The organism is Sphingobium sp. (assembly GCF_032153725.1).
Classification (GTDB): domain Bacteria; phylum Pseudomonadota; class Alphaproteobacteria; order Sphingomonadales; family Sphingomonadaceae; genus Sphingobium.
On the sequence record NZ_JALDYQ010000042.1, the window covers coordinates 20,911 to 43,511 of the forward strand.

General features: G+C 61.1%; 22 protein-coding genes. 10 read left to right on the plus strand and 12 right to left on the minus strand.

Annotation, left to right across the window (positions count from 1 at the left end; all coding sequences use genetic code 11):
• Positions 1-31 precede the first annotated feature (31 nt).
• A complete protein-coding gene (gene manD / locus RUH75_RS14275) occupies positions 32-1,240 on the minus strand; it encodes a D-mannonate dehydratase ManD (protein ID WP_313807077.1) in 1,209 nt (402 codons plus the stop codon).
• On the opposite strand from manD, the gene RUH75_RS14280 reads away from it, so the two are divergent.
• The 10 genes from RUH75_RS14280 (at position 1,215) to RUH75_RS14325 (ending at position 11,454) form a co-directional block, all read left to right on the plus strand.
• Positions 1,215-1,454 (plus strand): hypothetical protein, encoded by a 240-nt coding sequence (locus RUH75_RS14280; protein ID WP_313807121.1) that lies wholly within the window; start codon positions 1,215-1,217, stop codon positions 1,452-1,454. The two genes, manD and RUH75_RS14280, sit on opposite strands and share 26 nt — an antisense overlap.
• Positions 1,455-1,502: 48 nt before the next feature.
• Positions 1,503-2,867 (plus strand): MFS transporter, encoded by a 1,365-nt coding sequence (locus RUH75_RS14285; RefSeq protein WP_313807079.1) that lies wholly within the window; start codon positions 1,503-1,505, stop codon positions 2,865-2,867.
• Between the two features lie 4 nt (positions 2,868-2,871).
• Entirely contained in the window at positions 2,872-4,113 is a 1,242-nt protein-coding gene (locus tag RUH75_RS14290; protein ID WP_313807081.1) for a Gfo/Idh/MocA family oxidoreductase, read from the plus strand.
• Between the two features lie 105 nt (positions 4,114-4,218).
• A complete protein-coding gene (locus tag RUH75_RS14295) occupies positions 4,219-5,904 on the plus strand; it encodes a GMC family oxidoreductase (RefSeq protein ID WP_313807083.1) in 1,686 nt (561 codons plus the stop codon).
• Positions 5,905-5,957: 53 nt separating this feature from the next.
• Entirely contained in the window at positions 5,958-6,980 is a 1,023-nt protein-coding gene (locus RUH75_RS14300) for a sugar phosphate isomerase/epimerase (protein WP_313807085.1), read from the plus strand.
• Positions 6,981-7,015: 35 nt separating this feature from the next.
• On the plus strand, positions 7,016-7,396 hold the full coding sequence (locus RUH75_RS14305) for a c-type cytochrome (protein ID WP_313807087.1): 381 nt from the start codon (positions 7,016-7,018) through the stop codon (positions 7,394-7,396).
• A 42-nt stretch (positions 7,397-7,438) separates the two neighbouring features.
• A complete protein-coding gene (locus RUH75_RS14310) occupies positions 7,439-8,005 on the plus strand; it encodes a gluconate 2-dehydrogenase subunit 3 family protein (protein ID WP_313807089.1) in 567 nt (188 codons plus the stop codon).
• A 109-nt stretch (positions 8,006-8,114) separates the two neighbouring features.
• On the plus strand, positions 8,115-9,044 hold the full coding sequence (locus RUH75_RS14315) for a LysR family transcriptional regulator (protein ID WP_313807091.1): 930 nt from the start codon (positions 8,115-8,117) through the stop codon (positions 9,042-9,044).
• Between the two features lie 391 nt (positions 9,045-9,435).
• The gene (locus RUH75_RS14320; protein ID WP_313807093.1) at positions 9,436-10,695 is read left to right on the plus strand and encodes a nodulation protein NfeD; all 1,260 of its coding nucleotides are present in this window, start codon (positions 9,436-9,438) and stop codon (positions 10,693-10,695) included.
• The gene (locus RUH75_RS14325; protein WP_409592365.1) at positions 10,696-11,454 is read left to right on the plus strand and encodes a slipin family protein; all 759 of its coding nucleotides are present in this window, start codon (positions 10,696-10,698) and stop codon (positions 11,452-11,454) included.
• 70 nt (positions 11,455-11,524) lie between these two features.
• On the opposite strand, the gene arsB is transcribed toward RUH75_RS14325, so the two are convergent.
• From arsB to pcaD, 11 genes are all read right to left on the minus strand, one after another.
• Complete coding sequence (arsB, locus tag RUH75_RS14330) at positions 11,525-12,553, minus strand: ACR3 family arsenite efflux transporter (RefSeq protein WP_313807095.1); 1,029 nt, start codon at positions 12,551-12,553, stop codon at positions 11,525-11,527.
• 13 nt (positions 12,554-12,566) lie between these two features.
• Positions 12,567-13,094 (minus strand): N-acetyltransferase family protein, encoded by a 528-nt coding sequence (locus RUH75_RS14335; protein ID WP_313807097.1) that lies wholly within the window; start codon positions 13,092-13,094, stop codon positions 12,567-12,569.
• Positions 13,091-13,504, minus strand: a complete 414-nt coding sequence (arsC, locus tag RUH75_RS14340; RefSeq protein ID WP_313807099.1) for an arsenate reductase (glutaredoxin) — start codon at positions 13,502-13,504, stop codon at positions 13,091-13,093. Before arsC ends, RUH75_RS14335 begins: the two co-directional genes overlap by 4 nt.
• Before the next feature lie 13 nt (positions 13,505-13,517).
• Positions 13,518-13,847 carry a metalloregulator ArsR/SmtB family transcription factor gene (locus tag RUH75_RS14345; protein WP_313807101.1) on the minus strand — a complete coding sequence of 110 codons (330 nt, stop codon included), beginning with the start codon at positions 13,845-13,847 and terminating at the stop codon, positions 13,518-13,520.
• 213 nt (positions 13,848-14,060) lie between these two features.
• A complete protein-coding gene (locus tag RUH75_RS14350; RefSeq protein WP_313807102.1) occupies positions 14,061-14,420 on the minus strand; it encodes a copper-binding protein in 360 nt (119 codons plus the stop codon).
• 17 nt (positions 14,421-14,437) lie between these two features.
• Positions 14,438-17,575, minus strand: coding sequence for an efflux RND transporter permease subunit (locus RUH75_RS14355; protein WP_313807105.1), 3,138 nt, complete (start codon positions 17,573-17,575; stop codon positions 14,438-14,440).
• A complete protein-coding gene (locus RUH75_RS14360; protein ID WP_313807107.1) occupies positions 17,572-19,050 on the minus strand; it encodes an efflux RND transporter periplasmic adaptor subunit in 1,479 nt (492 codons plus the stop codon). Before RUH75_RS14360 ends, RUH75_RS14355 begins: the two co-directional genes overlap by 4 nt.
• A complete protein-coding gene (locus RUH75_RS14365; protein ID WP_313807109.1) occupies positions 19,047-20,276 on the minus strand; it encodes a TolC family protein in 1,230 nt (409 codons plus the stop codon). The genes RUH75_RS14360 and RUH75_RS14365 overlap by 4 nt, the downstream gene beginning before the upstream one ends.
• Positions 20,277-20,409: 133 nt before the next feature.
• Positions 20,410-20,622, minus strand: a complete 213-nt coding sequence (locus tag RUH75_RS14370; RefSeq protein WP_313807111.1) for a hypothetical protein — start codon at positions 20,620-20,622, stop codon at positions 20,410-20,412.
• A gap of 91 nt (positions 20,623-20,713) precedes the next feature.
• Positions 20,714-21,304: a hypothetical protein gene (locus RUH75_RS14375; RefSeq protein WP_313807115.1), complete on the minus strand. Its 591-nt coding sequence runs from the start codon at positions 21,302-21,304 to the stop codon at positions 20,714-20,716.
• Positions 21,305-21,761: 457 nt separating this feature from the next.
• Positions 21,762-22,547, minus strand: a complete 786-nt coding sequence (pcaD, locus tag RUH75_RS14380) for a 3-oxoadipate enol-lactonase (RefSeq protein ID WP_313807119.1) — start codon at positions 22,545-22,547, stop codon at positions 21,762-21,764.
• Positions 22,548-22,601: the final 54 nt, after the last annotated feature.

A 22,601-nucleotide genomic window follows, 5' to 3' on the forward strand; every position in this document is an offset into this window, starting at 1 on the left:
ATGTGAACTCTTTGGAAACCCGCAGGCAACCTCACCAGTTCCACATTGTCCCGTCTTCCAGCCTTGCGACCGGAAGGTAAGCAGGCTTGTAGGGATATTTTGCCGCGAGAACCTCATCAATGTCGACTCCGTGACCTGGTGCCTCGCCGCAAAACAGCTCGCCCTTCTGGAAATAATAGTCGTGGGGAAAGACCGCGTCTGTCTCATCAGAGTGGCGCATATATTCCTGTATGCCAAAGTTGGGCACCCAGGTGTCGAAATGCAACGCCGTGCCCATGGTAACCGGAGAGAGGTCAGTTGCGCCATGGCTCCCCGTACGGATCTGATAGAGGCTTGCAAGATCAGCGATGCGGCGCAGATGCGTGACACCGCCCGCACTGACGATCGTACAGCGGATATAGTCGATCAACTGGTTCTGGATCAGGTCCTTCGCGTCCCAGATCGTGTTGAAGATTTCGCCGACGGCGAGAGGCGTTACAGTATGTTGGCGGATCAGCCTGAATGCCTCCTGATTTTCGGCCGGCGTCGCATCCTCCAGCCAGAACAGTTGGAATGGCTCAAGCAGCTTGCCCAGATTCGCGGCCTCCTGCGGAGTGTAGCGATGATGGCCGTCGTGCAGCAGATGATATTCGAACCCATAGGTGTCCCGCAACTTTTCGAAAAGCTTGGGCACATAGTTCAGCGCCTTTCGGGTATCCCAGCCGGTGAGGGAAGGCAGTGAAGCATCGGCAGGTTCATAATAGAGCTTGCCGCGGCCGACCCCATAGGCGTCCTTGATGCCCGGCACGCCCGTCTGCGCCCGGATCGCCTTGTAACCCATGTCGATATAATGACCGACAGCCTCTACCGTCTCGCCAATATCATTGCCATTGGCATGGCCATATACCATCACCCCCTCGCGGGAGCGCCCGCCGAGCAACTGGTGGAGCGGCATGCCCGCCATCTTCGCCTTGATGTCCCAAAGGGCCACATCGACCGCCGCGATGGCGCGCATTGTCACCGGTCCTCGCCGCCAATATGCTCCCCGGTACAGATATTGCCAGATATCCTCGATCCTGCGCGGGTCCATTCCGATCAGGCAAGGGACGACATGATCCTCAAGATAGGACACGACGGCCTTCTCCCGGCCGTTCATGGTCGCATCGCCGATGCCATGGACACCCTGATCGGTCAGGATCTTCAGGGTCACGAAGTTGCGCCCAGGGCAGGTCACGATGACCTTCGCCGAAATGATTTTCACCTTAATGATCTCCAAGAAGCGCGGGGCAAGTGCCCCCATGCTGAATCGCGCGCGCCACCGTCATATTGGCCTTACCACTTCAGTGCAATATACCAGAAGAATAATCCCATCTCTCTTTCCCGCATGCAGAGATCTCGCCAAAACCCTCTCCGACTGGCTGAAATCGGCCGTTCCCGGAAAGCGCGAGCGCCGCGACGGAAACATAGTTGACTGACCACTATACATTGAATATTCAATCTTATCCTCACAGGAGAGAAGACAAGTGGAGTCTCTGCCAGAGTCCCCGGCAACACCATGGTGGCGCGGCGTCAGCCGCTATCAATGGTTCATGTTCATGGTTGTCGCTGCCGCCTGGCTGTTTGACACCATGGATCAGCGCCTGTTTTCGCTTGCACGGGTGCCGACCCTCACTGATCTGATGCAGCTTCCGGCCAATGATGTCCAGCTTCAGGCTTTTGCCAAGGTTGTGACCGCCTTGTTCCTGATAGGCTGGGGCGCAGGTGGCCTGACCTTCGGAGCTTTGGGTGATCGCTTCGGACGCGTGCGGTTACTGACCATCTCCATATTGCTCTATTCGATCTGCACCGGGCTTACCGCCATGTGCCGGACGCATATTGAATTTGCCGTGCTTCGCGTGGCGACAGGCGTTGGTATCGGCGGAATTTTTGGGCTCGCGGTCGCGATAATAGCTGAATCCGTGACGGGACCTGCGCGATTGGCGATGCTGGCGGGGCTTCAGCTCCTGTCGACCATTGGCAATGTCGGCGCCGCCTTCGTGAAGATGGCGGTCGATGCGCTGGCCACAAACGGCACGATCTCAGCAGAACATAGCTGGCGCTGGTTGTTCGCGATCGGAGCGCTGCCCGCTTTGCTGGGGATAGTATCTGCCTTTGGCCTGCGCGAATCCGATCCCTGGCTGAAGCTGAAGCAATCGGGCGCCTTACCCCCCAGCATGTTCGGCTCATACGGTCAGTTGCTGCGCGACGGCGAACAGCGCGCCAACCTTGTCATCGGCAGCCTTATTTCGATTGCAGGCGTTATGGGTCTGTGGGCCATCGGCGAATATGCTGTCGACCTGCAACATGCCGTATTCAGCACCTATTACGCCGCCCGGCATCCGTCCGAGCATGTGCCCATGCTGGTCGCGCAAGCCAAGAACTGGGCCTATCTGCTACAGATGTCCGGCGGCGCGGTCGGCATGCTGGCCTTCGCCTGGCTGGCTGACAGACAGGGACGTCGCCCCGCCTTCGCGGCAAGCTTCACCGCTGCCTTCATAATCACCATTCTGGTCTATTGGCGGCTGGATTCCCCTGTTTCGGCCTATTGGATGATGCCGCTCATGGGCGCGGCCCAATTCAGTGCCTTTGCCGGATTCTCCATCTACCTGCCCGAACTCTTTCCGGCGCGCACGCGCGGCACCGGGGTTTCCATCGCATATAATCTCGGGCGGTTCGGCGCCGCGGCCGGCAGTTTTGGTTCCGCTTTCCTCACCAGCGTGTTGTTTGGCGCCCTGCCCGCCCCCGAGCCCCTGCGCTATTCGGCCATGGTGATGTGCCTGATATTCCTGCTGGGCCTGTTCGCGACCATCGCCGCTCCTGAAACCAAGGGCCGCGATCTGCTGGACTGAATTATTGCTGCCTCTTCTTTATCGAACCCAAAAAAGGACGTCGAGCACAATGACCCGAATTGGTATCGTTGGAGCCGGATTTTCCGCCCGCTTCCATCTGGAAAGTTATCGCAAAGTTTATGGATACCAGTTCGAGGTAGCAGGGATTGCCTCGCGTGACCGATCTCGCGCGGAACAACTGGCCAAACATGCGGGCATTCCGCACGTATACGAGGACCCGCAGGAACTTTTGCGCGACAAGACAATCGATATCGTCGATATCTGCCTGCCCAACCATCTTCACGTTCCATTCATTCTTGAAGCAGCGGCTCACGGAAAGCACATCATTTGCGAAAAGCCATTGGGGGGCTATTTCGGACCGGAGAATGCCGGGGGCGACTGGTCGGCCAAAGGATGGTCCCGCAAAGCGATGCTCGACGCGATCGTGGAGCAGATCGGCGTGGTCGAAACCGCGATCAGCCGAGCCGGCGTCACTTTCTGCTATGCCGAAAACTGGGTCTATGCGCCGCCGATCGTCAAGCTGGACAAATTGATGGCAGCAAGCCAATCGACGATCCTCCGGATCGAAGGCGAGGAATCGCATTCAGGATCGCACGCGCCTTATTCGCGGCGGTGGCAGACCGCAGGTGGCGGATCGCTGCTCCGCCTTTGCGTCCATCCGATCGGCGCCGCCCTGCACCTGAAATATGCAGAAGGACGCCGCCGGACTGGCGTGCCGATCCGCCCTGTCACGGTGCGGGCCCATGTCGCAAACCTCAGCGAAATCGGCTCATTCCGGCAGGAAGAGCCGAAACATATCGTCACCGGCTGGGAGGATGTCGAAGATTTCGCAACGCTGATCGTGACCTTCGAAGATGGTTCTGTGGCGCAACTGACCTCAACGGATACGCGCATGGGCGGCATTCGCAATTTCCTGAGCGCTTACGGGTCGCGAGCGGTCGTGACCGCGAACATCAACCCCAATACGACCTGCCAGGCCTATACCCCCGACAGCCGCTATTTCGACACGGAATATATCGTGGAGAAAACAGAGACAAAAGGTGGCTGGTCTTTCCCAGCGCCCGATGAGGACGCGGTGACCGGCTATCCTGAAGAACTTCGCGACTTCATAGGAGCTGTTCAGGAAGACCGGGCGCCGCGGAGCGATCTGCTGCTCGCCATGGATGTGCTACTGCTTGTTTATGCAGGATATCAAAGCGCCGCTGAGGGTAGAGAGGTAGATTTGCGGCCTTATCTCAATCGATAAGGAACGTTTCGGCTTCGACAAAGCTCCAATATCGACGGAGCTTTGCCTGTCTGTTGCAATCCGATGCTGCGGGATTCGTCCATGACTTTACCACAAGGGCCTATCATGAAAGATTCTCCATTTGACGTGATTGTCATTGGTTCTGGCATTTCCGGAGGTTGGGCCGCGAAGGAATTGACCGAACGCGGTCTGCGCACATTGTTGATCGAACGCGGACCAAAGATCGTTCCGGGTGACGATTATCCCTTCGAACATAAAGCTCCTTGGGAAATGCCCTTCCGGGGGCTCGGCGACCGCCGCCGCTATGAACGCGATCAACCCGTCCAACAGCGGAGCCGCAACTTCGATGAAGGAAGCGCACACTTCTTCGTCAACGACCGGGAGAATCCGTATCAGACCGAAGCCGGGACGGAATTTTCCTGGTTGAGAGGCTATCAACTGGGCGGACGGTCGCTCACCTGGGGACGCGCGGCGCTTCGTTTCAGCGATTTCGATTTCGAGGAAAACAAACGCGACGGGCATGGGATAGATTGGCCGATCCGCTATGCGGACCTTGCCCCCTGGTATGATCATGTGGAGCGGTTCATCGGGGTATCGGGTGCACGGGAAGGCATTGACACATTGCCCGACGGCGAGTTTCTGCCCCCCTTCCCCATGAATTGCATCGAGGAACAAGCCAAGGCGCGGATCGAAAGCCATTTCCCGGGCCGCAAGTTCATCCACACGCGATCGGCGGTGTTGACCCGCGATCACAACGGTCGCGCGGCCTGTCATTTATGCGGTCCCTGCCATCGCGGCTGTTCGACCGGCTCCTTCTTCAGCTCGCAAAGTTCAACACTGCCTGCGGCGGAAGCGACCGGCCGCCTGACGGTCATGACGGACACGATCGTCGCCGGACTCGATGTCGATCCTGCGACGCGCCGGATCGTTGGCGTACGCACCGTCAACAGCCAGACGGGAGCGCATGCAACACTGCCGGCTCGGTTGGTCTTCCTGAATGCCTCGACATTGGGTTCATTGCACATCCTGCTCAATTCGAGGAACGACACGTTTCCCCACGGCCTCGCGAACAGCAGCGGTTTCCTGGGGCGCGGATTGATGGATACCGTGAAAGGGCCGGTCATCACGGGCACTTTCAGCGGCCATGAAGATTTTCAGATGCTCGGCAATCGACCCACCGGCATCTATATCCCGCGATTCCGCAACATTGGAAGAACCGACACCGACTTCCTGCGTGGCTATGGGTATCAGGGCAGCGGTTCGCGCGAGTTATGGACGCGGGGGACGCAATCTGCGGCCTTTGGCGCGGCCCTGAAAGCAGAATTGCGCAAACCTGGCCCATGGACGCTGACCCTCGGCGCCATGGGCGAACCCCTTCCCAATGACGATAATCAGGCGCGCCTCGATACCGGAAAGGTCGACAAATGGGGACTGCCCCAGTTGCGCATCGCATTTCGTTGGGGGACGAATGAGGAGCGGATGGCGCAGGATATGGCGGATCAGGGTGAGGCGATGATCCGCGCTGCCGGCGCGGTGGCCGTCCAGACCATCCGGGAAATCAAACCGGGCGGCGAGACAAATCACGAAATGGGCGGCGCGCGCATGGGCAATGATCCCAGGACATCGGTGCTTAACCGGTTCAACCAGGCCCATGACGTGCCCAATCTATTCATAACAGACGGCGCCTGCATGACGTCCTCGCCATGTCAGAACCCTTCATTGACCTACATGGCATTAACTGCACGAGCGGTGGACCATGCTGTTGCAAGAATGAAAGCGGGATCGCTTTAGGGAGAAATCCAGCGACCTCACGATATTGACGTTTGATCAGGGAGTAAGGCCAAATGGAATGTTCGCGACGCGATACCGTCAAATTATTGGTTGCTTCTACCGCAGCGTTCGTCGGCGGTACAGGTATGGCAGCGTCACTTAAGCACAATCGACCCAATTCAAAATGGGCAGGCGTTCAGGTCGGTCTGAACGTGCCTTACAGCTTCGGCACACGCACCGCGATGAGCGCGGAGGAGGTTTTGCGGCGAACGGTCGAGCTTGGGATTTCCGCTGTCGAACTGCGCCTGCAACCGATCGAGATTTCGATGGGCCTTCCCCGGGAGCTGGTGCTGGGCCCTGCCCCATCAGATTATAGTGCTGTATATTATCCGCTGGGCGATGCGCCTGCGGTCATTCCGCCTGCCCCCGGACGGACCGTGCTGACACCTGCCGACATCGCCACATATCAGGCCGGCGCAGCGCCCCGCCGCGAGTGGCGAGTAAGGCAATCGATGCACGCCGCCCAAGCCCTGCGCCGGAAATATGCGGCAGCAGGCGTCAAGATCGACATCGTCAAGATCGATGGAATCAGCGACCTGGAGGGCGATGAACTGGACTATGCCTTCCGTCTTGCCAAGACGCTGGGAGCCCGCGCGATTTCCGGCGAGATGCTGGTGCCCGCCGTGCCGCGATTGGCCGCGGCCGCCAACAGGCACCGGTTCATGGTGGCCCTCCACAATCATTTGCCGATTACGCCAGCCTTATGGGAAGACGCCTTCCAATATAGCCCCTATATCGGCGCCAATGTCGATCTCGGTCATTTCGTGGCTGGCAACAGGACGTCACCCATAGCATTTATTGAGAAACATCATCGCCGTATCCCCCATATTCACGTCAAAGATAAAACATTGGACAATATCAATGTGGAGTTTGGCACAGGAGATACGCCGATCAAGGACGTGTTACGCCTTTTGCGTGATAAGAATTGGCCGATCACGGCAGTTATCGAATATGAGCTTAAACTGCCGGTAACTGCCGATCGTACGGCCGAGGTTCGCAAGGCAATTGAATTTTGCCACAATTGCTTGATCAGCTGAAAAATTAAAATGGATGAACAGTCAAAGGGCAAACCATGAAGTCTATTGCCAAATTCACCTTCTTCGCGAGCGTGATATCAATCACATCCGTTTACTCCAGCGCCTTATCGGCTTCAGATCCTGCCAGCGGCGCCGCCACTTTCGCGCAGCGTTGTCAGGCTTGCCACAGCCTTACGCCCGGCCAAAAAGGAACAATAGGTCCCAATCTGTCCAACATCGCCAACAGGGCGGCGGCATCGACGGCTTTCAGCTATTCAGCGGCGCTCAAGGCTGCGCGCCTCAGATGGGATGCCAATACTCTCAATCTGTTTTTGGCGGCACCCAACAAAGTGGTTCCTGGGACGCGAATGAATCTATCAGTCACGGACGTGAAAAAGCGGGCAGATCTGATTGCATATCTCATGACGTTTAAATGAAATGATAAAATTCAAGGCAATTTCACGATGATTGAACGTAGGATGCTATTCAAGGCGGTGAGCGCAGCAACCCTTGTGACGATTTTCGGTTCAGCTATCAGCCATCCGTCTCTCGCGCTGATACAGAAACCCGACCGATCAGCGTTGTCCGACGACGAACGGGCATTGATTACCGACATCGCAGATACAATCATTCCCGACACAGATACGCCGGGAGCCAAATCGGTCGGGGTTCCGGACTTTATACAGCATATTCTCTTTGCCTGGCTGGACAATGTTCAGCGAGATGAATTCATGGCAGGCTTGAATGAATTTTCCCAATCCGCAATTCGCTCCACCGGTAAATTCTTTGGATCTCTTTCACCGGCAGACAGGCTTTCCACGATCATAAGATTATCGCAATCCAATGGTGAGATCGCATCCACCCGTTGCAAAAACTTCATCGATCGGATGAAGATGCTCACCGTCTATGGATATTATACATCCGAGATCGGCGCGACCCAGGAGTTGAGCTTCAATTTGATCACCCCAGACTATGTGCCTTGCGTTCATATTGGCGCCGATGATCATGCTCCATCGATCAGCGGTACCGGTCTTCACTTTCATTGAATATGCTCTCTGCCTGAAAACGGAATCCGCCTTGTTTTGTCGACAATCGCATGGGAGAGATTGGCGGATAATGCCCATATGTCGTTAGAGCGAAGAGAGAATGCCGGCCATGACCGCGAACAGCGATGCATTTCACCGCGTCCCGTGGATGGGTGTGGACGTGCGTCGGTTACGCTATTTCCTGGCGGTGGCGGAAGAATTGCATTTTGGACGCGCGGCGGAACGGCTACACATCGCCCAGCCTGCTCTCAGCCGCCAGATTGCAAGCCTGGAAGCGGCCATCGGCGTACTTCTGTTTGACAGAACGCGCAGCAACATTCACCTGACCGCAGCCGGCGAAGCTCTGCTTCCTCGCGCCCGCGATATTCTGGCGCGCGTGGCCGACGCCGCGAGGGTGGCGAAACGCGCGTCCGAAGGTACGATCGGCGTCATCCAGATCGGCTTCGTGGGCTCAGCATCCTTCTCGATCCTGCCTGGCATCCTCAATGCCTTCCGTACCAGTCATCGGGAGGTTGAGCTGGTGCTGCACGCGATGAACACGGCGGAACTGCGCGCCGCACTGATTGACCGCTCGATCGACGTCGCCTTTGCCCGGCCGGGGATACAAGACCCGGAGATCGTCAATGATGTCGTGTTCGAGGAACCATTGATTGTCGCCCTGTCGGAAGGTGATCCGCTTGCAGCGCAGGAGCATATCGCGCTCGCCGACCTATCGACACGCCCCTTCATCCTCTATCCGCGCCATCCCCGGCCGAGCTTTGCCGACACCATCCTGCAAATTTGCCGGGCGGAGGGCTTTTCTCCCGACATCGTACAGGAAACAATGGAGATTCAGACTGCGCTGTCGTTGGTATCCGTGGGCGCGGGCGTCTCGCTGGTGCCGGAATCGACATCGGAAGCGCGTCTCAACGGTGTCGCCTATCGTCCGATTCCGGGCAATGCACCGCAGACCCAGCTCAGTCTCGCCTATCGCCGCGACAATCGCTCAGCCGTGGTAGCGGCCTTCTGCGCCTTGGTCCGCTCCCGCAAGGGGCCGTGAGATAGAAGAGTGGGCCATTATCGCCGCCCTAGTCGGCCCGGTGCCGCCATTTGGTGGCCATATGTGGTGTCCGTGGAGCACAGCCTGCGCTTTGGCCAGCCGGCAGATTTCGCCGAGCAGCTGAACCGCACCAGTTGCACCGGCATTTTTCTGGCAGACTACTGCTTTCTTATCAGGCGCATGGTATAAGGCAAATCGACCATTCAAACCTGCGCCGGAAGTCCCGCCGTCATGGGAGGCGGCAGGCATCGCAGGACCCGATCGGAAGGTGGAAATGCCCGCGCGGCATTTGATCTTCAGTTGCCACGGCCTTGGCCATGTTCTCGCATTGTTGATCGGTGCGATCCTGCTGAGCCTTGCGTCAGCGCCAGCCCGGACAGCGCCTGCCCCTGTGCCGACCCCCATCATCGTTCTTCGCCTTGAGGGCGCGGTGGGACCGGCCACCGCCGATTATGTGGCAAAGGCGCTGCGCAAGGCGGCTGAGCGCAAGGCCCCGCTCGTCATATTGCGGATCGATACGCCGGGCGGGCTCGACACCTCGATGCGCGCCATCATCCGCGCCATACTCGGCTCGCCTGTTCCAGTCGCCAGCTATGTCGCGCCGAGCGGTGCGCGCGCGGCGAGTGCAGGAACCTTCATCCTCTATGCCAGCCATGTCGCGGCTATGGCGCCCGGCACCAACACCGGCGCGGCAACGCCCGTTCAGATCGGCGGCGTTACCCCGAACCCGGACGGGAAACAGCAGAAGAAGACAAGCGATCCGATGGAGGCGAAGGCCGTCAATGATGCGGTCGCCTTCATTCGCTCCCTGGCGGAGCTGCGCGGCCGCAATGCCGCCTGGGCGGAAAAGGCCGTTCGCGAAGCCGCCAGCCTGTCTGCTTCGGCGGCGCTCAAAGCCCATGTCATCGATATCGAGGCGCGGGACATGGCCGACCTGTTGCGTCAGCTACAGGGCCACACCGTCAGGCTGGGCGAGTCGGCGGTAAAGCTCGATCTGGCGGGTCGCTCCACCGCGGAGATCGCGCCGGACTGGCGGACGCGCCTCCTCGCAACGGTCACCGATCCCAATGTCGCGCTGATCCTGATGATGATCGGGGTCTATGGCATGTTCTTCGAATTCATGAATCCCGGCTCCTTCCTCCCCGGGACGCTGGGCGCCATCTGCCTCCTCACCGGCCTCTATGCCTTCGCGGCGTTGCCGGTGAATTTCGCCGGTTTCGCCCTGATCCTGCTCGGCATCGGCCTGCTGGTCGCCGAAGCCCTCCTTTTCTCGCACGGTGTTCTGGGCATAGGCGGGGTGGTAGCATTTGCTCTGGGCGCTGCGATGCTGATCGATACCGACACCCCCGACTTCCGCATCTCATGGTCACTGATCGCGGGCCTCGCGATAGCGACATCCGCCTTCATGCTGCTCGTCGTTCGCACCGCCATGGGAGCCAGGAAGCGCAGGATCGTCAGCGGTCCGGAGGAAATGACCGGCGCCAGAGGCATCGTGCAGGATTGGAGCGGTGGCAAAGGCCATGTATTCGTCCATGGCGAACGTTGGTCCGCAATCGGCCAGGAGGATCTCGACCAAGGCCAGCCGATCCGGATCATTGGTCTTTCCGGTCTTACGGTCGAGGTCGAGAGCGACGCTACGAAGGAGGTTTAAGTGCTTCTGGATCTTGCTTTCTACATCCCTCCACTCATCCTGTTGCTGGTTTTCCTGTCGGCGGCGATACGAATCCTGCGGGAATATGAGCGGGGTGTCATATTCACGCTCGGCCGTTTTACCGGCGTCAAGGGTCCGGGGCTCATCATCCTGGTTCCCTTCATTCAGCAGATGGTCCGCACCGACCTGCGCATGACGGTGCTCGATGTGCCGCCGCAGGACGTGATTTCCCGCGACAATGTTTCGGTCCGCGTCAATGCCGTGATCTATTTCCGGATCATCGATCCCGAGCGTGCAATCATCCAGGTCGAGGACTTCCTGGCCGCCACGAGCCAGCTCGCCCAGACCACGCTGCGATCTGTGCTTGGCAAGCATGAACTGGACGAAATGCTGGCCGAACGGGACAAGCTCAACAATGATGTTCAGGAAATTCTCGACAGCCAGATTGCCGCCTGGGGTATCAAGGTGGCCAATGTCGAGATCAAGCAGGTCGACATCACCGAAACCATGATCCGCGCCATCGCCCGACAGGCCGAAGCCGAACGCGAGCGTCGGGCCAAGATCATCAATGCCGAGGGCGAGCGCCAGGCCGCGCAGCAATTGCTGGAAGCGGCGGAAATCCTGGCCCAGCGTCCCGAGGCGATGCAACTACGCTATCTCGCTTCGCTCAACTTCATCGCTGGCGACAAAAGCTCGACCATCGTCTTCCCCTTCCCGGTCGAATTTGCCCAATGGCTGAAAAACCAGCCTACGCCCTGAGCCACATCTACCCCTGCACGAACCCTTCGCCGGCCGGCGCGATCATCCGGCGCAGAAAGCGTGCGCAGTCTCATGCAGCAATGCCTTTCTCATACCATGGCCGTGTCCGGCCCACGAGGGCAACGATCGACAGCATCACCGGCACTTCGACGAGTACACCGACGACCGTCGCCAGCGCCGCGCCGGAATGCAGGCCAAAAAGACTGATGGCCGCCGCAACGGCCAGTTCGAAGAAGTTCGACGCGCCGATCAGCGCCGCCGGCCCCGCCACGCACCAAGCGACACCGAGGCGGCGGCTCAGCCAATAGGCGACGCCTGCATTCAAATAGACCTGGAACAGGATCGGCACGGCAATCAGCGCGATGACAAGCGGCTGCCGAACGATTTGCTCGCCCTGAAAACCGAAGAGCAGGACGAGCGTGACCAGCAAGCTGACGAGGCTGATCGGCCCCATGACCGCCAGCAAAGCGTCGAGGGACTGTCGACCGCGATGGAGCAGGGTCCAGCGGATCGCCTGTGCCAGCAGCACCGGGACGACGATGTAAAGTCCCACTGACAACGCCAGCGTATCCCATGGCACCGTGATCGACGCGACGCCCAGCAACAGACCGACGATCGGGGCAAAGGCAAACACCATGATGAGGTCGTTCAGCGCCACTTGGCTCAACGTGTAAGTCGGCTCGCCATCGACCAGATTGGACCAGACGAACACCATCGCCGTACAGGGAGCCGCCGCCAGCAGGATAAGCCCCGCGATATAGGAGGAGGAAGCCCCCGCCGGCAGGATCGGCGCGAACAGATAGCCCAGAAAGAATGTGCCCAGCAGCGCCATCGAGAAGGGCTTGATCATCCAGTTGACGATCAGGGTCACGCCAATGCCCCGCCAATGGCGTCCGACACTGCCCAGAGCCCCGAAATCGACCTTGAGCAGCATCGGCACGATCATCAGCCAGATCAGCACCGCTACGACCAGATTGACGCGCGCGATCTCCATCGCCGCTATGGCCGAGAAAAGATCAGGCAGCAGATGGCCCAGGGCAATGCCCGTCAGGATACACAGCGCGACCCACAGGGTCAGATAGCGTTCAAACAATGTCATGACAGGGTCGCCTTCAGAAAAGTTCGGGTGGGGTCGTCGCGCCCGCGCCCAGTGCGATTTGCATATAGACGCTGTCGAGCCAGCGCCCCGCTTTCCAGCCGACGGCGACAAGCCTGCCGGTTTCGACGAAGCCGCAAGCGGCGTGGAGTGCAACCGAAGCGGGTTCGCCGCCGCCAATGACAGCCACCATCTGCCGGAAGCCCGCCTCCCTGGCCGCGACGAGCAAAGCGGTCAGAAGCTTTCGTCCAATGCCTTCGCCGCGACGCTCCTGCGCAATGTAGATGCTGTTCTCGCAGGCATAGGCATAAGCCGGACGATCCCGAAACTGGGTCGCGTAACAATAGCCAAGAAGCTGATCTCCCGCGCATGCGACAAGGAACGGCCAGTTCCGCCCGCTTATATGCCGGATCTTATCCTCTGTTTCGGCCAAGCCGGGCGGAACGACTTCATAGGTCGCGGTGCCATGCAGTACATGATGCGCGTAGATCGCGGCGATAACCCCGGCGTCCGCGACGCTCACCGGGCGGACGATAACAGTCACGATATAGCCGCTTCGACTACTTCACCGTCCTCCTTGATGAACGGCACGTCCCAGGTCGTGGGCAAGAGGTCTAGCACAGCCTCGGACGGGCGGCACAGCTTCACGCCCAGCGGCGATACGACCAGCGGGCGGTTGATGAGGATGGGATGAACCATCATGGCATCAACCAGCGCCTCGTCGCTCAGGCTTTCATCCGCCAGTCCCAGATCGGCATAGGGCGCTCCCTTCTCGCGCAGCAGGGCGCGGACGCTGATCCCGGCACGCGCGATCAGCTGCACCAGCAAAGCCCGGCTGGGCGGCATTTTCAGATATTCGATGACATGCGGTTCGATCCCGGCATGGCGGATCATCGCCAGCGTATTGCGCGACGTGCCGCAGTCCGGATTGTGATAGATGATGATGTCGGTCACGCCTTCATCCTTTTCAGCAACAGCTCAGTTCCGCGAGCAACGGCTCGCACAGTTCCGCACGTCCGCCGCAGCAGTCCCTGGCCAGGAACAGCATGAGGGCGCGCAACTGATCGATATTGGCGCGCTGAATCTGTTGCCGCCCCCGCTTTTTGGCGGAGACGAGGCCGGCCTTGCCCAGCACGGCCAGATGCGTCGAGAAGGTGCTTTGCGACAGGCCCGAAGCCTCCACCAACGCGCCGGTCGTCAGGCCCTCGGGCTCATGCCGCACCAGCAGCCGGAAGGCATCCAGCCGGGTTGAATGGGAAAGGGCCGCCAGCGCCCCCAATGCTTGCTCGGAATCCATGGATCGGGAATATCCGATCCATCAAAGGCCGTCAATCATTCATCGGTAATAGCCGATGATTCTCCCCCGACCCTCCCCTGCCCCCCTATCGTCACGCGCAAACGAGATGCAGCGAACCCGTCATTCGTCGCGCAAGTACGGACTGAATGCCTCGATGATCCGACAAGTCTATCTGGACAGACGGCGGCATCAGGCCGCCGCCTGTCATTTTGATTACTTCTTGCCAATCGCCGTGACTTCGCCGCCATCATCCTTGAGCGCGAGAGCGAAGTTGACCTTGTCACCCACCTTCACGCTGTCGAGCAGCGCGGGCGCAGCCTTGAACGCCATCGTCATGGCCGGCCACTGCGCTTCGGCGATCGGACCGTGATCAAGGGTGATCGTTCCAGCCGCCTTGTCGATGGCCTTTACCACGCCGCTGCCCTTTGCCGTCCTGGCGGCTTCGGGCATCGCCATATTGCCCATGTCACTCGACATATTGCCAGCCATGGTAGCATCGTTCGTTGCAGCTTTCTGGCCGCATGCGGCAAGCAATGTGGCAAAGCCAAGCATCGTCATGGGGAGCAGTTTCATGTCTCTTTCCTTCGCTGTTAAATGAACTGAGGGATGTGGGCGATGCTCCGCCGCCGCATGAGCAGATAGGCGGCGGGGATCACGAACATGGAGAGGAGCGGGGCCGTCAGCATTCCGCCGATCATTGGCGCGGCGATGCGGCTCATCACCTCCGATCCCGCGCCCGATCCGATGAGGATGGGCAGCAAGCCGGCAATGATCACGGCGACCGTCATTGCCTTGGGCCGGACCCGGAGCAGCGCACCTTCGCGCACGGCCTGAAGGATTTCGCCATCTGAAGGCCGGTCGCCGCGCTCCTCCAGCGCGTCTTTCAGGTAGATGAGCATCACCACGCCGAATTCGGCAGCCACACCGGCCAGCGCGATGAACCCGACTCCGGTCGCGACCGACTGGTGATAACCCAGCAGATAAAGCATCCAGAAGCCACCGGTCAGTGCGAAGGGCAAGGTGCCCATGATCAGCGCCGCCTCATCAAGCCGCCCGAAGATCAGGAACAGCAGCACGAAAATGATCGCCAGCGTTGCCGGGATGACGATCTTCAGTCGCTCCAGCGCTCGCGCCAGATATTCGAACTGGCCGGAATAGGCGATACTGACGCCCGGCGGGAGGCTGACCTTCGCGCCGACCGCATGCCGCAAATCGTCAACCACCGACGCCAGATCGCGCCCGCGCACATCGACATAGATCCAGGTGGAGGGGCGGCCATTCTCGGTCTTGAGCATGGGTGGGCCGTCGGTAACCCCGATCCGCGCGACCATGCCAAGCGTGATCTGCTGCCGCGCGGGAGTCAGGATGGGCAAAGCCCGCAAGGCATCGGGGCTGTCCCGAAGCTCACGCGGATAACGGACATTGATGGGGTAGCGGGCCAGCCCCTCTACCGTTTGGCCGACAGTCTCGCCACCGATGGCGCCGGACACAATCTCCTGCACATCGGCGATATTGAGGCCATAGCGCGCCGCCGCGGCCCGATCGACGGCGACATCGACATAGCGGCCACCCATCAGCCGTTCAGCCAAAGCGGAACTCACTCCCGGCACAGTCTTTACCACCGCCTCGATCTGACGCGCGATGCGGTCCATCTCAGCAGGGTCGCTGCCGGACAGCTTGATCCCGATCGGACTCTTGATGCCGGTCGCCAGCATGTCGATGCGGTTGCGGATCGGCGGTACCCAGATATTGGCAAGGCCGGGCACCTTCACCGTGCGGTCCAGTTCATCGACCAGCTTTTCCGCAGTCATCCCCGGTCGCCACTGGTCGCGGGGCCTGAAGCGGATCGTCGTCTCGAACATCTCCAGCGGCGCCGGGTCGGTCGCGGTTTCAGCCCGGCCCGCCTTGCCGAACACGCTCTGCACCTCCGGCACGGACTTTATCATCCGGTCGGTCTGCTGGAGCAGTTCCGACGCCTTGGCCGCCGACAGGCCGGGCAGGGCCGAAGGCATGTAGAGCAGATCGCCCTCGTTCATCGCGGGCAGGAACTCGCCGCCCAGACGAGAGAGCGGCCAGGCGGTGGTCGCGAAGACCAGCGCGGCAACGAGGAGCGTCAACCTTGGCCACTCCAGAACCCAGTTTATTGCGGGTCGGTAGGCCGCCGTCAGTACCCGGTTGATCGGATTGGCCTGTTCTGACGGGATTTTCCCCCGGATCAGCCCGCCCATCAGCACCGGCACCAGCGTGACCGACAGGATCGCGGCAGCGGCCATGGTATAGGTTTTGGTGAAGGCGAGCGGCGCGAACAACCGCCCCTCCTGCGCCTGCAAGGTGAACACCGGTGCGAAAGACAGGGTGATGATCAGCAGGCTGAAGAACAGGGCCGGTCCCACCTCCATCGCGGCCTCGGTGATGACGATCCATCGCGTCGTGCCATGCAGTTCTTCATCGGGATGCCGATGCGACCATTGCTCGATCCGCTTGTGGGCATTTTCGATCATGACGATGGCGGCATCGACCATGGCGCCAATGGCAATGGCGATCCCGCCCAGCGACATGATGTTCGCGTTCACCCCCTGCGCATGCATGACGAGGAAGGCAGTGAGAACACCCAGCGGCAAGGTCACGATAGCAACCAGCGCGGAGCGGACATGCCAGAGGAACAGCGCGCAGACAATGGCGACAACGATGAACTCCTCGACCAGCTTGTGGGTCAGGTTCTCCACTGCCTGATCGATAAGCTGCGAACGATCATAGGTGGGGACGACCGCGACGCCGGGCGGCAGGCCTTTCTTCAATTCCTCCAGCTGGGTCTTGACGGCCTCGATGGTGCTGCGGGCATCCGCGCCCTGGCGCAGAATGACGACGCCGCCTGCGACTTCGCCATCGCCGTCCAGTTCGGCTATGCCGCGCCGCATCTCCGGGCCAACCTGCACGATGGCAACATCGCCCAAAGTGACAGGCACGCCTCCCGCGGCAGTCCGCAAAGGAATGGCGCGAAAATCGTCGAGATTTTTGAGATAGCCTGAGGCGCGAACCATATATTCGGCTTCGCCCATCTCCAGCACCGATCCACCGGCTTCTTGATTGGCCCGGCCGATGGCGGCAACGGCCTCGGCATGGGTGACGCCATAGGCTGCAAGCTTCACCGGGTCGAGCACGACCTGATATTGCTTCACCATCCCGCCGATACTGGCGACCTCCGCGACGCCCGGCAGGCTTTTGAGTTCATAACGCAGAAACCAGTCCTGCAATCCGCGCAGCTGGGCGAGGTCATGGCCGCCAGTGCGGTCCACCAGCGCATATTCATAGATCCATCCGACCCCGGTAGCATCCGGACCGATGGCGCTTTTCGCCTGTTCGGGAAGCTTACCCTGCACCTGATTGAGATATTCCAGCACCCGGCTGCGTGCCCAATAGAGGTCCGTGCCATCCTCAAAGATCACATAGACAAAGCTGTCGCCGAAGAAGCTGTAGGCCCGCACCGTCTTGGCTCCGGGAACCGAGAGCATGGTGGTGGCGAGCGGATAGGTCACCTGGTTTTCGACGATCTGGGGCGCCTGCCCCGGCCAGCTGGTGCGGATAATGACCTGCGTGTCGGACAGGTCCGGCAGCGCATCGATCGGGGTCGACCGCACCGCCCAGAGCCCGGCGAACATCAGGGCGAGCACGCCCAGAACCACGAAGAAGCGGTTCTGAACGGACCAGCGGATCAACCGCCCGATCATCGTGCGCCCTCCCGCGCCATGGTTCGGACGATCGGTCCGGACGATAACCGGTCGAAGCTGAAGCGCACCCGGTCGCCGACCCTGAAGCCGCGTGCCGAATCCGGCCTCCCTAATCGGAAGGTCATCGTCATGGCCGGCCAGTGCAGAGCAGGCACCGGCTGGTGGCTGAACGTCACGCTGCTTGTATCGAGCTTGTCGATGCGGCCGACCGTTGCATAGGCGCCCGCATTAGCGGCAGCGGGCGGCGGCGTCGGGCGGACCGCAACCGGCCGCGCTTCAATACCGGATAGGCTCGCCTCGGAATCAATCAGAAACTGACCCGATGCGATCACCTTTTCGCCTTCGGCAAGGCCCGCAAGGATTTCGGTCTGACCACCGCTTTGGCTGCCCGTGCGAACCTCTGCGGGCCGGTAACGCCCCTTGTCCAGCGCGAGCATGACCAGCGACCGCGTCCCAGTGCGGATCACCGCTTCGGACGGCACCAGCAGCGCCGACCGCTGGCTCCCGCCGAAATCGACATGGGCGAACATGCCCGGCTTCAGGCGTCCGCCGTGATTGGGTAGTTCGATACGAACGGTCAGCGTCCGGCTGTCGGCCTGGACGGCCGGGAGGATCGCCGACACCCTGCCGTCAAAGACTTCGCCGGGAAAAGCGGCGATCCTCGCTCTCCCGCTCTGCCCCGGCCGCAGTTGTCCGGCCATGGCTTCGGGCACGGCCGCGTTGAGCCAGACCGTGCCGAGGGCGTTGACCTCCGCCAGTGTTTCACCCGCCGCAACGGTCATGCCCCGCCGCACAGCAAGCGTCTTGATGGTCCCGCCGATGGGCGAGCTGATGGTGAAGATATTGTGCGGCTTTCCGCTGCGCTCGGCGGCAGCGATGGTTCCCGCGGGCATGCCCAACAGCGTCAGACGCTGGCGTGCCGCGCGGGCAAGTCCCGCATCGCCTGCGCGCCTGACCGCGAGATATTCCGCCTGTGCGCCCGCCCATTCGGGGATCAGGACATCGGCCAGCGGCGCGCCCCTGCCAACGACATCGCCTGGCGCGCGGGCATAGACGCGCTGGACGAACCCTGCCGCGCGGCTCTGAATCACCGCGACGTCCCGCTGGTTGAAATCGACCGACCCGGCTGCCATCAGGCTCGACCCCAGGCTGCCCCGATGCGCGGTCACGACCCGCATGCCGAGATTCTGGGTCCGCGCCGGGTCGATGGCGATGCCTGCTTCGTCCGCAGCCTCATCGGCATATCTGGGCATCAGCGGCATGTCCATAAAGGGCGATTTGCCCGGCTGGTCGAAATGCTGGCTGGGGACCATCGGGTCGTACCAGTAGAGAATCTTTCGGCCCGAATCTGCGCCTTGGGGTGGAGCCTGTTCCCCGCGCCTGAACAAGGCGATGCCATAGCCCGCACTCCCGGCCACGATCGCAAGGGCGGCGGCGGCAAGGCCCAGTTGCGCCCGTGAAAAACCCCCGCTCATGGCCTGTCCTCCCCATAGGTCAACACGAGCCGGGCGGCGTCGCGCGCCACCAGCGCCTCCCGGTCGAGCGTCTGCAATTCGCTATCGGCCAGCATCGATTGGGCCTGGATCACGTCGAGCAGTCCGGCGCGGCCCGCGCCATAGCTGGCCGTTTCCAGATCCGCCTTCCGGCGTGCCAGTGGCAGCAGGCTGTCGCGCGCCCGCATCCACTGTTCATGATGCATGACATGATCGGCAAGGCCGCTTTCCAGATCCGCGGCGAGGCTCCGGCGCATATCCTCCAGTTCTGCTTCCGCCGCTCCCGCGCTGGCGACACTGGCGGCGATCAGCGGGTCCTGCCGCTTGCCCGTAAACAGCGGCAGGCTGACCGTGACCCCCGCCGACACCATGTCGCCATAGCGGTCCGCGCGGCGCTGATAGGCAAGGTCGAACGCCCAGTCGGGCCGCTTTTCCGCGCGGGCGAGAGCTATATTGGCCTTGGCCTGCTGCGTTCGCGCCCGCGCGGAGCCAAGGTCAGGATGCCGGTCGACGGCAGCCCGCAACGCATCAGGGTCGATCAGCAACTGTGGCGTGTCGCCGGTCGCGACAGCTTCGCCTTGCCCGGTCCAGCGCATGAGCATGGCCCGCGCTCGTTCGGCTTCCGCCGTGACCTCGTTCCGCCGGTCTTCCAGCAATGCGAGCGCCTGCTGAATGTCCAGCGCCTGCGCCGGGCGCGCACTGCCCGACGCGACGCCGGATCGCGACGCCTCCGTCAGCGGCCGCAGCCGGACCAGCACGGCGTCAACCGCCACCAGCCTGCGCTGCGCATAGGCAAGGTCGATCCAGGCAAGTGCCGATGCCACCCTGATCCGCCGCGCCTCCGCCAGCGTACTCGCCTCAGCCGCCGAAATGTCAGCCTGCGCGCGCCCCGATTGGGCGTGCCGCTTGGCAAGATTGGGAACATCCTGGCTGATCCCGACCCGGCCCATGGCCATGCTGTCGCCCGCAAAGCTACCGGCGGGAGGGCCGGAGACGGGGAAATTGTCGATCCCCATGCCAAGTTTCGGGTCGGGCAACCGGCCCGCCGCCGTCGCGGCCGACCGGCGCGCATCGACTTCGAGCACCCGCGCCCGCAAGAGCGGCGCGTCCCGCGCTGCGCGATCCAGCGCCTGGTCGAAGGTCATCGGCTCCGCCGACAGGGAGGTGGATGCCGCCAGAATGAGCGGCGCCAAGAAGAGCAATCGCATGGACATGTCCTGATCAGGGCCTATCCGGCCGACGATGAAAGAGGCTGGCAACGGACGCCGGCGAAGCGCGATCAGGCTTCGCCGGCGCCACGCGCCCGGCCGTCATCTTCTGTTTATCGACCGGGAATGGCTATCAACCGGCCGAAGACGGGCTGTGCTTGTCCTGCATCGGCATCATGCAGTCGGCGGCGCTCCGACGCGGTGCCGTCAAAGGCGCCCGCGGCCCCACTTGCTGCGATGCGCGCCATGCATAATGGCCAGCGGACGGAGCGGCGAAGGCGACTGTCGAAGTGACGCCAACCGTCAAAGCGGCCAGCATCGCGCCGCGAAACAGAAAACTGTTCATGGAAATTCTCCTGATCTGAATGAGGCAAGCCCATGGCAGGCAGGAGCGGATGCAAGCGCATCGCTACCGGCTCATGCCATCGGCAGGACAGTCAGATCAGGCGCGTGGGAGGATCGGGTTCCGGCTCCAGCGCCTGCCCGGCCAGAATGTCGATGCGCGCAGGGAAATGCTGAATCCGTTCATAGACGAACTTGCCCGCGAGTAGAGGTTCAGGTGTCGACGCGAGTGGAATGACGCAGCCCATGGACGCGATGCAATCAAGGGTCAGCCCTTTGCACGGTTTTTGCGCGGGCTGCGGCGCTTGCTGCATCATCGCCATGCAATCGGACGACATCTGCGCCATCCCCACGGTCATCTTGGCTGCCGGCGCGGACAGATGGGCGGGACCAGATGCAAAAGCAGCCTCCTGACCCAACAGGCCGACCAGCGCTCCTACGAGCATCAGGAAGGAGAAGAACCGTTTCACCGCTATACCACTATCCCAACCGTCCTGCCGCATCAATATGCCGACCAAAATTGCTGAGGTTGACGCCCGCCGTTTCACGCCAATGTCGCGCAAATAGGAGGGTCTTGCCTTGCCCAACGCGACTCCTTCCGCCGCGGCCCGTGGCACCGTTGATAACATGCACGCGATGAACCGCGCTTCCCGCACCCCCTGCTCGAAGAACATGAGGCCGGCCATTCTTGACTACCTGTCAGGCTCTCCGCCATCGCAATGCCCCCACTGCGGATGCCCGCTCGGTACAAGATCAATTACAATTCTGCCAAAGTAGTGCTAGTGACTTTTCAGAGCCCATCAAGGTCGTCGCCGGTCCGCTGCGCTGCATTGGCGATGGCATCATCCGAAAGATGGGCATATTTTGCGGTGGTTTCCGGTACCCCATGGCCAAGCAACGCACCGATCGTCCCCACGAGTCCAATGCTAAAGCCAGCATCCGATTGAAGTCGGGAGTTCAGCCTTCAAATGGACTATAAAACATTGGTATCTAAGTATTTATTCTATAAATGTGCCATATGGAGCGTTCGGTGTGCGTTACAAATTACGCCTTATGGAATGCAGCGAGCGAACAACATCCCCCTCCCCCCTCATTCATTAGCACCCGGCTTCCCCCATCCAAGGGAGAAGGAATAACAGGGCGTCAGGCCAGAAAATTCAACACAGCCGCCCCAAACAGCTCGGCACATTCCACATTCGCCAAATGCGCCGCCTCCAGCGTCACCAGTTGTGCCCCACCAATAGCCCGAACCAGCACATCGCTATGCGGCGGCGGCGTAGCAGGGTCCTGCGCCCCGGCGATCACCAGCGTCGGCACCTCGATCAGTGCGATGGTCCGCCGCATATCCATATCACGGATCGCCGCACAGCATCCCGCATAGCCTTGCGGATCGGTCGCCTGGAGCATCGCCGTGATGGGCGCGATGGCGTCCCGACCCGTCGCGGCGAAGCTGTTGGTGAACCAACGCTCCACCGAAGCCCGCGCCAGCGGCCCCATGCCCTGTTCCCGCACCAGATCGATGCGCGCATCCCAGGCGGAGGGAGGCCCCATGAAACTCGACGTATTGGCCAGCACCAGCCGCCGAAGCCTGCGCGCTTCCCGGATGCCCAGCCACTGCCCGGTCATGCCGCCCAGCGACAGCCCGCAAAAATCGACGGCCTCGATCTTAAGGGCATCAAGCAGTTCGACCACATCCCGCCCCAACCGGTCGATCGAATAGCCGCCCGCAGGTGCATCCGCAGCCCCATGCCCCCGCTGATCATAGCGCAACACGCGGAAAGCCTGGGTCCACGCCGCCATTTGCGGCGCCCACATGCCCATGTCCGTGCCGAGCGAATTGGACAGCAGCAGCACCGGCGCCTCATCCGGCCCGTCGAACCGGTAGGCGATCCGGCACCCGTCGCCGGTGGTGACAAACAGCTTTTCCATCACACCCGTTCTATTGCGATAGCGCTGCCTTGTCCCACGCCGATGCAGAGTGTT

Bases quoted from the DNA above. Each gene is read 5' to 3' on its own strand.
- RUH75_RS14280 (WP_313807121.1), top strand. From the start codon at position 1,215: ATGACCTTCGCCGAAATGATTTTCACCTTAATGATCTCCAAGAAGCGC.
- RUH75_RS14295 (WP_313807083.1), top strand. From the start codon at position 4,219: ATGAAAGATTCTCCATTTGACGTGATTGTCATTGGTTCTGGCATTTCC.
- RUH75_RS14300 (WP_313807085.1), top strand. From the start codon at position 5,958: ATGGAATGTTCGCGACGCGATACCGTCAAATTATTGGTTGCTTCTACC.
- RUH75_RS14305 (WP_313807087.1), top strand. From the start codon at position 7,016: ATGAAGTCTATTGCCAAATTCACCTTCTTCGCGAGCGTGATATCAATC.
- RUH75_RS14310 (WP_313807089.1), top strand. From the start codon at position 7,439: ATGCTATTCAAGGCGGTGAGCGCAGCAACCCTTGTGACGATTTTCGGT.
- RUH75_RS14315 (WP_313807091.1), top strand. From the start codon at position 8,115: ATGACCGCGAACAGCGATGCATTTCACCGCGTCCCGTGGATGGGTGTG.
- arsB (WP_313807095.1), bottom strand. From the start codon at position 12,553: ATGACATTGTTTGAACGCTATCTGACCCTGTGGGTCGCGCTGTGTATC.
- RUH75_RS14345 (WP_313807101.1), bottom strand. From the start codon at position 13,847: ATGGATTCCGAGCAAGCATTGGGGGCGCTGGCGGCCCTTTCCCATTCA.
- RUH75_RS14350 (WP_313807102.1), bottom strand. From the start codon at position 14,420: ATGAAACTGCTCCCCATGACGATGCTTGGCTTTGCCACATTGCTTGCC.
- RUH75_RS14355 (WP_313807105.1), bottom strand. From the start codon at position 17,575: ATGATCGGGCGGTTGATCCGCTGGTCCGTTCAGAACCGCTTCTTCGTG.
- RUH75_RS14360 (WP_313807107.1), bottom strand. From the start codon at position 19,050: ATGAGCGGGGGTTTTTCACGGGCGCAACTGGGCCTTGCCGCCGCCGCC.
- RUH75_RS14365 (WP_313807109.1), bottom strand. From the start codon at position 20,276: ATGCGATTGCTCTTCTTGGCGCCGCTCATTCTGGCGGCATCCACCTCC.
- RUH75_RS14370 (WP_313807111.1), bottom strand. From the start codon at position 20,622: ATGAACAGTTTTCTGTTTCGCGGCGCGATGCTGGCCGCTTTGACGGTT.
- RUH75_RS14375 (WP_313807115.1), bottom strand. From the start codon at position 21,304: ATGGCCGGCCTCATGTTCTTCGAGCAGGGGGTGCGGGAAGCGCGGTTC.
- pcaD (WP_313807119.1), bottom strand. From the start codon at position 22,547: ATGGAAAAGCTGTTTGTCACCACCGGCGACGGGTGCCGGATCGCCTAC.